General features: G+C 70.0%; 9 protein-coding genes and 1 tRNA gene. 4 read left to right on the top strand and 6 right to left on the bottom strand.

The window, feature by feature from the left end; genetic code table 11:
- The first annotated feature begins 154 nt into the window (after positions 1-154).
- The gene (locus OG570_RS14325) at positions 155-481 is read left to right on the top strand and encodes a trypco2 family protein (protein WP_326956845.1); all 327 of its coding nucleotides are present in this window, start codon (positions 155-157) and stop codon (positions 479-481) included.
- Positions 482-497: 16 nt separating this feature from the next.
- Positions 498-1,064, top strand: coding sequence for a S1 family peptidase (locus tag OG570_RS48265; protein ID WP_442788271.1), 567 nt, complete (start codon positions 498-500; stop codon positions 1,062-1,064).
- 6 nt (positions 1,065-1,070) lie between these two features.
- Here OG570_RS48265 and OG570_RS14320 read toward each other — a convergent pair whose 3' ends face one another.
- The 3 genes from OG570_RS14320 to istA are packed head-to-tail and all read right to left on the bottom strand — an operon-like array spanning position 1,071 to position 3,613.
- Positions 1,071-1,448, bottom strand: a complete 378-nt coding sequence (locus OG570_RS14320) for a hypothetical protein (RefSeq protein ID WP_326952237.1) — start codon at positions 1,446-1,448, stop codon at positions 1,071-1,073.
- Positions 1,438-2,226 (bottom strand): IS21-like element helper ATPase IstB, encoded by a 789-nt coding sequence (gene istB / locus OG570_RS14315; RefSeq protein WP_326952238.1) that lies wholly within the window; start codon positions 2,224-2,226, stop codon positions 1,438-1,440. The genes OG570_RS14320 and istB overlap by 11 nt, the downstream gene beginning before the upstream one ends.
- Before the next feature lie 31 nt (positions 2,227-2,257).
- On the bottom strand, positions 2,258-3,613 hold the full coding sequence (gene istA, locus OG570_RS14310; RefSeq protein ID WP_326952239.1) for an IS21 family transposase: 1,356 nt from the start codon (positions 3,611-3,613) through the stop codon (positions 2,258-2,260).
- Here istA and OG570_RS14305 point away from each other — a divergent pair.
- A complete protein-coding gene (locus tag OG570_RS14305) occupies positions 3,606-6,923 on the top strand; it encodes a tetratricopeptide repeat protein (protein ID WP_326956842.1) in 3,318 nt (1,105 codons plus the stop codon). The two genes, istA and OG570_RS14305, sit on opposite strands and share 8 nt — an antisense overlap.
- Positions 6,924-7,322: 399 nt before the next feature.
- Here the strand turns inward: OG570_RS14305 and OG570_RS14300 are convergent.
- Positions 7,323-7,396, bottom strand: a tRNA-Thr gene (locus OG570_RS14300).
- 133 nt (positions 7,397-7,529) lie between these two features.
- Between OG570_RS14300 and OG570_RS14295 the strand changes: the two genes are divergently transcribed.
- Positions 7,530-9,191, top strand: a complete 1,662-nt coding sequence (locus tag OG570_RS14295) for a hypothetical protein (RefSeq protein ID WP_326944948.1) — start codon at positions 7,530-7,532, stop codon at positions 9,189-9,191.
- A 69-nt stretch (positions 9,192-9,260) separates the two neighbouring features.
- On the opposite strand, the gene OG570_RS14290 is transcribed toward OG570_RS14295, so the two are convergent.
- Both OG570_RS14290 and OG570_RS14285 read right to left on the bottom strand, forming a co-directional pair.
- A complete protein-coding gene (locus tag OG570_RS14290; protein WP_326944949.1) occupies positions 9,261-10,466 on the bottom strand; it encodes a DNA polymerase III subunit delta' in 1,206 nt (401 codons plus the stop codon).
- A complete protein-coding gene (locus OG570_RS14285; protein WP_326956840.1) occupies positions 10,463-12,610 on the bottom strand; it encodes a bifunctional MFS transporter/dTMP kinase in 2,148 nt (715 codons plus the stop codon). The genes OG570_RS14290 and OG570_RS14285 overlap by 4 nt, the downstream gene beginning before the upstream one ends.
- Positions 12,611-12,668 lie beyond the last annotated feature (58 nt).

Here is a 12,668-nt window from a genome sequence, read left to right as displayed (position 1 = left end):
GGCGTTCTCACGTCACCGTTCACCGAATAGGCCAGGGTCAGGCTGCGCTGCCAATTCCGCCGTTCAACGGGGGACGGAGTTATGCAAATCCGCTCATGTAACAGCGCGCGTACAGTGGCGACTTCTCGGAGAGTGTCGTGTGGGAAGGACGTCGGTGGACGAGGACCAGTGGATTGAGCTGTCGGATGCGATCGGGGTTGTGCGTGAGCAGTTGGTTGCGGCGCAGACGGTCGGCCGGCAGACAGTAGCGGGGCAGTCGTTGACCTTCGCTGTGGGGAAGGTGTCGATCGAGTTCGCCGGCGAGGTGAAACGCGTCGCGGGCGGCTCCGGTGGGGTGAAATTTTGGGTGGTCACCGTAGACGCGAAAGGCGAACGCACGAGTAGCGCTGCGCACAAGGTGACCGTGGAACTGGTCCCGCAGACACCGCAGGGGACGCCGTTCATCGTGGCTGACGACGCTGACGCACCGCCACCGAACTGAGAATCGGCCAGCGGTGATGCGTCGCGAGGTCGAGGTCTACGGGGACTGGCCCGATTATCCCCCGAAGCGGGGGCGGTGGACGTGCGGGTCAGGGTTTCTGCTGGCCGGACGGTTGGTGCTAACGGCGGCACATGTGGTGTGTCCGGCCGGTCAGGCATTGTCGAGTGTGCGGATTCGCGCCGAGTCTGGCGGGCTGGTCGCCGCTCGCGTGGTATGGCATCGCTGGGAGGGCACGACCGACGCGGCGCTATTGGAGATCACCGACTCGGCGTGGGTTCCGCCGCTGTGGCGTCATCCAGTGCGGTGGGGGCGGTTTGTCACCCGCAACTCGGGCCAGAAGTGTGAGGCGATCGGCTTCCCTCAGGTAGTCGCCACCCCGCAGATGCGCGACAGCCATCACGCCATGGGGGCGCTCAACCCAGGCGCGCTGGTCAAGTCGGGCCTGTACGCGATGGAGGTGAGCAACCCGCCGTCGCCCACGGGTGCGGACGGATCGGGGTGGGCGGGCATGTCCGGTGATCGCGCTCTCCGAGATGGGCCAGCCATGCTCTCCGAAATGGGCCAGCTGAGGAGTGCAGCGTAACCGGTGTCAGCGGCGGAGCGGGATCACTCCGCCGGGTGCCGCGACGGGCATCTGCGGCCGGGCCGCTTCGGGCGTGGTGAGCAGCGCGACGATGGTGACCGGGCCGCCGCAGTGCGGGCAGTCCCGCTGGGCCGCGATGTGCGGCAGCGGCGCCGCAGGCGCCGGCGGGGTCGCCGCCGGAGGCGGTGTCCCGAAGGGACTGGCAGTAGCCGAGGCGGGTGTGGTGCGCTCGACCTCCCGGCGGGCGGCCGCAGTGCGTTTGCACTGGCGCGAGCAGTAGAGCCGGGTCTTGGCCTGCCGGCCGGTCGCGACGAACGCTTCCCAGCAGATCGGGCAGGTCTTGCGGGTCGCGTTGTAGTCCGGGTCGCTCGGGTCAGGAGACATGCGCGTTCACCGCCTTCCGCAACTTGTCCGATGTGGACTGATGCGAGCGGAGCCGATAAGACGGGCCGTCGATGCCAACGACGGTCGCCCGGTGCAGCAACCGGTCCAGCATCGCCGCTGCGACTGTCGCGTCCCCGAAAGCCGTTGCCCAGTCGGCGATCCCGACGTTCGTTGTCAAGATCGTGGATGACTTGAGGTAACGCTGGTTGATCACCTGGAACAACGCCGAGGCCCCGTCGCCGGGCAACGGGAGATAGCCGAGCTCGTCGATCACGAGCAGTTTCGGTCCGGCGAAGAACCGCATGCAGGTCTGCCAACGCCCTTCGACCGCGGCCTTGTGACAGCGGGCGGCGAGGTCGGCCGCGGTGGTGAAGTAGACCCGGTTGCCCGCCTCGGCCGTCCCGCGCGCGAGCGCGGTGGCGAGCATCGTCTTGCCGACCCCGGGCGGCCCGACGAACAACACGTTCGAGGCGTCGTCGAGAAACCGCAACGTCGCCAGGTCGCGGATGAGTTTCTCGTCGACGCCGGGCTGGGCGGCGAAGTCGAAATCCGCCAAGGTCCAGGGATCGGGCAGGCAGGCGAACCGCAACCGCCCAGCCAGACGGCGTTCTTCGGTGGCGTTGACCTCGATCTCCAGCAGCCGCTCCAGCGCCGCAGTCATCGACAGGTTCTCCGCGCGCGCCTGGTCGAGGACGCGGGGCAGGGCTTCGGCGGCGTTGTCCAGCTTCAGGTAGGAGAAGTGCGAACGGAGTTGCTGATAACGGCGGGCCTCGCTCATCTGTGGCCCTAAACGGTTTCCGGACAAGAGATCAGTCCTCCTCGGACTCATAGGTGGGTGCACTGCCCAGCTTCGCCGCAGTGGCGGCGTAGGTGGCCAGATCGATCACGACGTGAGCCGCGGGCCCCGTCGCGGGCAGGCCGCGCAGCTTGGCTGCTTCGGCCAACGCCGCCGCCGACGGCGGCCGGCGCGTCTTGTGGGTGCAGGGCCGATCGGTGCTGAACGCGCCCATCGCCGCATGTTCGAGCGCGATCACATGCCCGTCGTCGCGGACAACCCGCCCGGCCCCGTCCGGGGCGCGGTGGTGGACCGCGACCGTCGCGCCGCCCTCGGTGACGATCCGCAGCACGTCCGCGCCGAGCCGATGGCGGACCTGAACTTGCGCGCCGCCCAGCCCGGGCGGGACGGAGTAGGAGTTGCCGCGGAAGGCGACCAGCGCCTGCGGCGTGACGGTCCGGGGCAGGTCGAACTCGGCCGGGAACGCGACCAGCGGCGGGGCGTGCAGCCGCTCGGCCGCGGCCAGGCCGGCGACGGTGGTGCGTTCGCCGTCGAGGACCCGGCGGCGGCTGTCGAGCTTGGCCGCGAGCCGGTCCAGCCCGGCCTGGGCCTCGACGGGCGTGACGTCGTCGCCGAGGGTGCGCCACCAGCGCTGCGCGGCGGAGTGGTTGGCCTTCTCGACCACGCCCTTGCGGTTCCCGCGCCGCGGCGGGCACGTCACCGACCGGACCCCGTAGTGCTTCGCGACCTGCGCGAACGCGGGTGTGATGCGGCCGGAGGCGGGGTGGCAGACAGTGGCCATCCGGTCGAAGCGCCAGACCTGGGTCACCCCGCCCAGGCGCCGGACGACCTGGTCGAGGGCCTCGATCAGGTGCGGGAAGTCCTCGGCGTCGGCCAGGACTCCGCGCCACTTGCTCGAGTGCGCGAGCGCGCCGACCAGCAGATGTGCCTGCTTCCCGGCGCCCCAGCCCGGCGGTGGGTCCGGCAGCTCGAGCCAGTCCCACTGGGTTTCCTCACCCGGCGGGTGGGCGATGATCGCGACGTCACGGCCGCGGGAAACCTGACAAGGCTCGCAATGCGGGCGCAGCTGATAGCGGCGCAGCGCCCGGGTGAACGTCGAATAGCCGCCCTGGTAGCCGAGCTCGGTGACCTCGTCCAGCAGCGTCGCCGCCCACAGATGCGGGTCGTCGGCCAGCCGGGCACGGCAATAGGCCACGAACGGCTCGAACGGGTCCGGCCCCGCCGACCGGCGCTTGCCCGGCACCACCTCACCGGCCAGATAGCGGCGGATCGTCTTGCGGTCACGCCCGAGATGTCGGGCGATCGCCGAGACTGACCAGCCTTGAGCACGCAGCGCCTGCGCCTCCACGTCTTCCTCCAGAGTGAGCATCCACGCCTCCGGCAACGGTCACGGTGATCAACACCGAAACCGTCACCCGAAGGCCGCTGACCAGCGCAAACGGCGCGCCGACAGGACACCCCAACTGGGGAATTTCAGAGAGCAGGACTGGCCCTATTCAGAGAGCACCATCACCGGTGCGGCGCTGCGCTGCGGAGACCGTGTCGGCCTCCTGGTCGGTGTCGTAACTCAGGATCCGAGCGGATTCGATAGCCGCCGTCTGGTCACCATGCCGATTGCCGAGGTCGCTTCGGACGCTAGGTTCGCCGAGATCGTCGCCGAGCACACAGGCCGGCCGCCGCTGGTGGAAGCCGTCGAGTTGGCGGGACTAGCGGAACCTGTGAGTGCCCCGGCGTCGCCTGCGGAGTTGCTACGCGCTGATGCCGCGACCGTCCCGTTTCGACCTCGCCCCGAGTTCGACGTGCTGCGTGACTGGTGCGAGGCGGATGCGTGGGAGGGAACCCGGCTGGTGGCGGGGGCTGGGGGCCAGGGCAAAACCCGCCTCGCTCGCCATCTTGCCTCTTCGCTCACCAGTCGGGGGTGGGCGACGGTGATGCTCGGCGAACACGCCCGTGCCGAGGATCTCGCGGTGCTGGCTCATGTCGTGGCACCAACATTGGTGGTGGTCGACTACGCCGAGGGCCGTGGTACGCAGCTCGACCCGCTCGTGGACGCCCTGAACCGGGCCGAGGCCAAGGTACGGCTGTTGCTGCTGGCCCGCACCGCAGGCGCGTGGCGCACCGAACGAGTCACGCCCGCCGCGCATCTATCCGTCATGGCTGACGACCGCATCGTCGTGAACCTGAGCCCGGTCGAGCCCGACCGCGACGGTAGGCAACTCGCGTGGCGAGAGGCAATCGACGCGCTAGCTAACCGGCTGGCCACCCTCGATGGGTACCAGCACATCGCGTGGCAGAACGTAGCTAGCCGGCTGGCGTTGCCGCCACTGGACGATGATCGTTTTCGGACCATTCTCGCAGTGCAGATGCACGCCCTTGCCGCATTGCTGCATGCCAACGACCCCATTCCGGTGTTGACAGGGACGCCGGTGGACGCGCAGGAGGTCCTGCTGGAGCACGAGGCCCGCTACTGGTCCCGGATCGCCGAACGATTCGGCATCAGCCTCGCCCCCGCCACCCGGCGAAGTCTGGTCGCCGCCGCCACGCTCTGGGGCGCATCGACGGGCGAGGAAGCGCGCAAGATCGTCGCTGCTTCCATTACACCGGCAAGCGGCGACCAGGTCACCAATATCGCGGACTGGCTAGCCACCCTGTATCGCGACGGCGAGCGCTACTGGTCCGGGCTGCAGCCGGACACGCTCGGCGAGTATCTGGTCGGCACCACCCTGAGCGAGGAGAAGCAAAGCCCTAGCTTGATGGCCGCCCCACGGGCCGCCGCGTCGGCGGGACAGCTGGAGCAGGCACTCACCGTACTGGGCCGCGCCCATCCGCAGCACTCGCGCCTGGCCGCAGTCCTCACCGGCATTGTGCTGAACTCAGGAGCAGCCGGTGCCCGAGCAGCGGTCACGGTAGCTCCCCGCCTCGCCCAGCCTCGTCCTCTGCTGGCCGCGTTGGATCGGTTCGTCCATGGCGCCGATCTTTCCCAGCTCTACGAGTTGCAGACCGCTTTGCCTCGCTTCAGCCTGTTGCTGGGGCCGACCAGCGTCGCCGCCGCAGCGCAGCTTGCCCAGTTACTGCGCTCCGCCGTCGACGCCGAACGCGACGCCTATCTGCCGGCCCTGGCCATGTCGATCAGCAACCTCGCGGTCCGGCTGAGTGAGGCGGGTCGACGCCCCGAAGCGCTGGCCGCCGCCCAGGAAGCAGTCACCCTGCGCCGGGAACTTGTCGAGGGCAACCGCGACGCCTACCTGCCCAACCTGGCCATGTCGATCAACAACCTCGCGGTCCAGCTGGCTGAAGCGGGTCGACGCCCCGAAGCGCTGACTGCCGCCCAGGAAGCAGTCACCCTGCGCCGGGAACTTGTCGAGGGCAACCGCGACGCCTACCTGCCCAACCTGGCCACGTCGATCAACAACCTCGCGAACCAGCTGGCTGAAGCGGGTCGACGCCCCGAAGCGCTGACTGCCGCCCAGGAAGCAGTCACCCTGCGCCGGGAACTTGTCGAGGGCAACCGCGACGCCTACCTGCCCAACCTGGCCACGTCGATCAACAACCTCGCGAACCGGCTGGCTGAAGCGGGTCGACGCCCCGAAGCGCTGGCCGCCGGCCAGGAAGCCGTCGAGTTCCACCGGGAACTTGTCGAGGGCAACCGCGACGCCTACCTGCCCGACCTGGCCATGTCGATCAGCAACCTCGCGGTCCAGCTGAGTGAGGCGGGTCGACGCCCCGAAGCGCTGGCCGCCGCCCAGGAAGCAGTCACCCTGCGCCGGGAACTTGTCGAGGGCAACCGCGACGCCTACCTGCCCGACCTGGCCACGTCGATCAACAACCTCGCGGTCCAGCTGGCTGAGGCTGATCGACGCCCCGAAGCGCTGGCCGCCGCCCAGGAAGCCATCGAGTTCCACCGGGAACTTGTCGAGGGCAACCGCGACGCCTACCTGCCCAACCTGGCCATGTCGATCAACAACCTCGCGAACCGGCTGGCTGAAGCGGGTCGACGCCCCGAAGCGCTGGCCGCCGCCCAGGAAGCCGTCGAGTTCCACCGGGAACTTGTCGAGGGCAACCGCGACGCCTACCTGCCCGACCTGGCCGGGTCGATCAACAACCTCGCGAACCGGCTGGCTGAAGCGGGTCGACGCCCCGAAGCGCTGGCCGCCGGCCAGGAAGCCGTCGAGTTCCACCGGGAACTTGTCGAGGGCAACCGCGACGCCTACCTGCCCGACCTGGCCATGTCGATCAGCAACCTCGCGGTCCAGCTGAGTGAGGCGGGTCGACGCCCCGAAGCGCTGGCCGCCGCCCAGGAAGCCGTCGAGTTCCACCGGGAACTTGTCGAGGGCAACCGCGACGCCTACCTGCCCAACCTGGCCATGTCGATCAACAACCTCGCGAACCGGCTGGCTGAGGCGGGTCGACGACCCGAAGCGCTGGCCGCCGCCCAGGAAGCAGTCACCCTGCGCCGGGAACTTGTCGAGGGCAACCGCGACGCCTACCTGCCCAACCTGGCCACGTCGATCAACAACCTCGCGGTCCAGCTGGCTGAGGCTGATCGACGCCCCGAAGCGCTGGCCGCCGCCCAGGAAGCCGTCGACTTCTACCGAGAATTGGCTCGCACCGATCCCAACCGGTTCGGGCTGCGAGCGGAACGCGCTTCCGAACTGGTCGCGTCTCTGATTGAAGAGTAAGCGACTCGTACGGTGGCGCGCCATGCGTGGTCCTACGACGGCGGCAAACCACACGTGAACTCAGTGCTCAGCCCCCGGCGGGACCGCATTGGCAAGTAAGGGACCTCTGAACATGCGAGTTTCAGGGCGTCTGCGCTTGGAGATCGACGTCGACGGGGTCGGCTGGGGTACACCGTGCAAGAGATCTGGTGGTTGGTTGAGCAAAGCGGCACCACCGTGACGAAGCTGGTCCACCGGTAGTTGGATTGGGCGCGATCGCGCTGAACTGACCTTCCCCGTGACGGGTGAACCTGTGGAACGTTCTCCACCCACCGACCAGGCGCCTTAGACACTCAGTTAGACCCTCACCAGACGAATCAGGCCCCACCCGAGGTGTCTCGGATGGGGCCTGACCTGCGGAGCCGCCTAGGGGAATCGAACCCCTGACCTATTCATTACGAGTGAATCGCTCTGGCCGACTGAGCTAAGGCGGCATGTCTCCGGCTCGCGCTGGCGACGGGAACCAGTGTAGCGGAGGCTGTGGGCGTCACTTTCCCGGGGCACCGTCGTTAGGGCCCTATGACGTCGATCTCACACCAGGATCGACCTACCTGGAGGCACTGGCACATGCGGCGAAGACTGCCCCGTTCGGCGGCCCTGCCGGCGGCCGCGGCGTTGCTCCTGCTCAGCGCGGCGCCGGCGATGGCCGACCCGACTTATCCGACCACGCCGATCCCGCAGCCGGCGAGTTCCGGGCAGGCGCCCATCTCGGCGCCGATCGGGCCGCAGCCGCTGGGGCAGGCCGTCGGGGATGCCGGGACCGCGCTCGGCATCGTGCGGTTGCTGCCCAACGCCGTGCCCACCAGCACGATTCTGCCCGGCTTCGGGGCGACGCTGCCCAAGCAGTCGGCGCTCGAGGCCGGGATGGGCCTGTCCAGCGCGTCCGCGAACTCCGACGCCTACCTGAGCTACGAAAAGGCCGTCGCGCAGGCGTCGCCGCTCGGGCTGTCGGTGGGCGGGAACGCGCCGCAGACGCCGGGCAGCGTGGTGCAGACCGCGTTGCCGGACAACCCGCAGCCGATCACCGGTGGGCTCAACGCGCCGTCCAACCCGCTGCTGAACGTCGGGGTGCTGAACGGCTCCGCGCACGCGCGCTGGAGCCCGACGCTCGGCCCGTGCGTCGACACCATCGCCGACGCCAGCACGTCCGTCGCGAGCCTGTCGCTGCTGAACGTCATCCCGTCGCTGCCGAACCTCGGCCTCGACAAGCTGGCGCTCGACCCGTCGACGCTCGCGAAGGGCTTCGACCTGACCAAGGGCCTGCAGAGCCTCGGCGGCCTGCTGCAGGGCGGCGGGCAGACCGCGGCCAGCGGCACCGGGTCGCTGCTGAGCCTGCCGAACGCGCTGTCGTCGCGCTCGCAGGTGAAGCTCGTCGACATCCCCGGCTCGAAGAACAAGGCCGTGCAGTCGACGTCGACGCTGCAGGGCGCGGACATCGAGATCCTCAAGGGCACGCCGCTGGCGCTGAGCATCAAGGTGGCCAGCCAGCCGACGCTGAAGGTGACCTCCACCGGCGACGCGAAGACGTCCAAAGTGGAGTACACCGCGCCGGTGCTGACCATCGAAGCAGGCGGCAAGGTGCTCTACACGCTGGACGCCGCGCACCCGACCAAGGACATCCCGATCGGGCTGCCGCTGGCCGGGCTGAGCGACCAGTTCGGTCAGCTCAACGACATCCCGGTGGTCGGTGGCCTGGTTTCGACGCTCACCAAGGGCATCCAGCAGGTCGGCAACACCGCGGGCACCGTGCTCGACCTGGGCGTGCTGCGGCTGAGCATCGCCGGGCTCGACCAGAAGAGCGCGGCGATGACGACGCCGTTCAAGGGCTTCCAGCTCGGCGCTTCGGCGCGGATGTTCGACCTGCAGCTGCTGCCCACGACGAAGCTGAAGAGCCTGCTGCCCGGCGACGCGGCGAGCAACCTGCCGTCCTCGCTGGCGCAGCTGTCGATCGGCGAGCAGATCGCGCGGGCCTACGCGCCGACCGACGGCGTGGTCTGCGGGAGCACGACGACACCGCCGCCCGCGGGCGGGGAAGCGCCCAAGGGCCCGGTGAAGAACCTCGCCTACACCGGCGGCGCGTACGACACGGTGCCGCTGTTCTGGTCGGGCACCGCAATGCTCCTGCTCGGTGTGGTCATGGTGGCCGCGATGCCGGGCTCGCGTCGTCGTCCGCTGCCGATCTTGGCCGAGGAGAAGCCGTTCAAGCCGTCACCGCGGCCGCGCGAGTGACCTGAGACCGCCCCGGGGACAGTGAAGAACCCCGTCAGGAGCCTGGCTCCTGACGGGGTTTCTTTGTGCTCAGCCCTGGCGAAGCGTGGTGACCATCGCCTCGACGGCGATGCGGGGCTTCACGTTCAGGTCGATCGCCTCGCGGCATTCCAGCACCGCTTCGAGACGGCGCAGCGCCGACTCCGGGGTCCACGCCGTCGCGGCTTCGGCGATCTGGTCGAAGTGGTCGGGGTGGTTGAGCGTCGCGCCGGAGCGGGTCGTCGTCACCAGGACGTCGCGGTAGAAGCCCGCGAGGTCGATCAGCGCCAGGTCCAGCGTGTCGCGCTGGGTGCGGGTGGCGCGGGACTTCTGCTTCTTCTCCAGCTGCTTCACCGCGGCTTCCGCGGCCCGCTTGGCCCCGGCGACGCCCTTGCCGACGCCGTCGCCGCCCATCGCCGTGCGCAGCTCGTTGCGCTCGTCCTCGTCGCGGCCCTTGCTCGCCTCGCCCGCGTCGGCCTCCGCCGCGCTGATCAGCTGGTCGGCGCAGGTGAAGACGTCGCTGGGGCGGCGCAGGCCGAGCGGGATCCGCAGGACCGTGGCGCGACGCTGGCGCGCGGCCTCGTCGGTGGCGAGCCGGCGCGCGCGGCCGACGTGCCCGCCGCAGACCGCGGCGGCCCACTGCGCCTGCTCCGGGTCGACGTGGTCCCGGCGCACGAGCACGTCGGCGATCGCCTCCGGCGGCGGCGTCCGCAGGTTCACCAGGCGGCAGCGCGAACGGATGGTCACGGAGACGTCCTCGGGGTGGTCCGAGGGCGCGCAGAGCAGGAACACCGTGCGGTCCGGCGGTTCTTCGACGGCCTTCAGCAGCGCGTTCGACGCGCCTTCGGTGAGCCTGTCGGCGTCTTCGATGATCACGACCTGCCAGCTGCCGGTGGTCGGGCGGCGCGCCGCGGCCTGGACCAGTGCGCGCATCTCGGCGACCGAGATCGACAGGCCTTCCGGCACCACGAGCCGGACGTCGGCGTGGGTGCCCGCCATCGTCGTGTGGCAGCCGGGGCAGGCGTCACATCCGGTGCCGGTGCTGCACTGCAGGCCCGCGGCGAACGTCCGGGCGGCCACCGAGCGGCCGGACCCGGCCGGGCCGGTGATCAGCCAGGCGTGCGTCATCGCGCCGGGCGGCGCGGGCTCCCCGGCGACGATCTTCGCCGCGGCGGACGCGGCCGCCGTCAGGGTTTCGACCGCGGGTTCCTGGCCGACCAGCTGGTTCCAGACGCCGATGCGTTCGGTCGTCGTCACTTCGCCTCCACGCGAGACGCGTCCGCGGTCTCGACGGGCCGGGTCTCCTCGGCCGACGGCTCGTCGACGTCGAGTGGCAGGGTCACCGGCTGCTCCGGTGTGGACGCGGCCGGGGCCAGCGCCGAAAGGCGGCCGACGAACACCGCGCGCAGGGCGGTCCGGATCCGCGCGGCGACCTCGGTGTCGGTGCCGTCGGCGTCGATCACGACGTAGCGATCCGGGTCCGCGGCGGCCATCTCGACGAGCAGGTGCTGGACGCGCCACTGGTCGTTCATCGTGGCCGCCCGGTCGCGCGGCGCCCCGGGCGGAGCGGCGTCGAGCAGGACGGTCAGGTCCGGCCGCAGCCGTCCGGTCGCCCAGTCGGCGAGGCCTTCGAGCTCGTCGCTGTCGAGTCCGGCGACGGCGGACAGGTGCGCGAGCGGCGAGTCGACGAACCGCTCCATCACGACCACCGAACCGGCGTCGAGCGCCGGCTGGACGTGCCGCTCGACGATGTCGGCCCGCACCGCGGCGGCGGCCAGCGCCTGGGCGCGCGCGCCGGTCAGCGACGCGCCGGAAACCAGTGCTGTCAACCGTTTGTCGTCGAGCGCCGGGTCGGCGGCGACCACGACCGGCCGGGTCCCGCCGCGCATCCAGTCGGCGAGGTTGACGGCCTGGATCGCGGTGTTGATCGCGGTGGTGCCCTCGACGGCGATGAGGAAGCCGTTGACGCGCCGCGGTGTGCGGCGCAGCGCGTTGCGCAGGTCGGACAGGATCGGCTCGGTGCGCTTGTCGTCCATCTGCCGGTAGGCGAAGAAGCCGGCGATCAGGGCGAGCGCGGCGCCGACGAGCATGATCGGCCGGGTGCCGTCGATCGTGACCGGGCTGCCCCAGACGTTGATGGTGCGCGTCGCCACGACACCGACCAGGACCGGGACGGTGACCGTGGTGCCGAACAGCACGAGCTTCATCATCAGCTGGTAGATCGCGTTGATCCGGCCGCGGATGGCGTCTTCGACGCGGGAGCCGATGATCGTGACGCCGGTGAGGAACGCCGTCCCGGCCCAGAACCCCACCAGGACCACGGTGACCAGCGAGACCGACAGGTGCGGCGACAACGCGACCAGCGCGAGCGAGAGCCCGGCCGCGATGATGGAGACGCCGAACAGCCGGTCGTGCGGGAGCCGCCGGGAGAGCTTGGGCGCGAAGGCCATGCCGGAGGCGAGGCCGAGGAAGATGGCCAGCACCAGGAGGCTGAACGCCGAGTCACCGGCCAGCAGGCTCGAGGAGTACGGCTTGGCCGAGCCGATCACGGCGCCACCGGCGGCGAACGCGCCGAACGCGCCGACCAGCAGCCCGCGCACGAGCGGCGTGCTGCGGACGAACCGGAAGCCGTCGGCGATCATCCGGCCGATGCCGAGCTTCTCCTCGTCGGCCAGGTCGGCCTTCTTCTCGGGCGACTCGTGGACGTTGCGCAGCGAAAGCTCGGGGATCCGGGTGGCGATGAGGATCGCGCTGGCCAGGTAGAGCAGGGCGGTGATGATGACGACCAGCTTCGCGATGCGGAGGCTGGTGTCTTCGCCGGGAACGTGGAGGAAGTTCGTATTGATGCCGGTGAGGATCGCGTTCGCGCCGGCCGCGGTGATGACGGCGAGGCCGTAGGTCATCACCATGCCGAGCTGGTTGGCCGTCTCGACCTGGTCGGGGCGGCGAAGCAGGTTCGGGACCGCCGCCTCTTTCGAGGGGATCCACATGCTCGCCGCGCTGCCGACCAGGAAGTTGCCGACCAGCAGCCACCACGGCGCGCTGACGAAGGCGATGGACAGCAGGAAGCCGCAGCGCAGGAGGTCGGCGACCACCATCACCTTGCGGCGGTCGAACCGGTCCGCGAGCAGGCCGCCGACCGGGGCGAACAGCAGCCCCGGCGCCAGTCCGGTCAGCACGACGCCGACGAAGGCGAAGTTCTGCGCGAAGTAGTTGTTCGTCAGCTTCGTGGCCAGGCCGGTGAGGGCCAGGATGTTCAGCCAGTCGGCCACGCTGCACAGGTACGTGACGCCCCAGAGGCGCCGGAACGGTTTGATCGCCAGCACCCGCCGGACCCGGCTGATCGTGGACGCCTCGGCGCCCGACGACCCGCCCGGGCCGGACCCGGGTACCGATCGCACGCCCTCGCTGATACGCCCACCCCACTAGTCACCGCGGTGCCGGACACCCTCGTGAGTT

Source organism: Amycolatopsis sp. NBC_01286 (genome assembly GCF_035982555.1).
Taxonomy (GTDB): domain Bacteria; phylum Actinomycetota; class Actinomycetes; order Mycobacteriales; family Pseudonocardiaceae; genus Amycolatopsis.
This window is presented reverse-complemented; position numbering and strand designations above follow the sequence as displayed.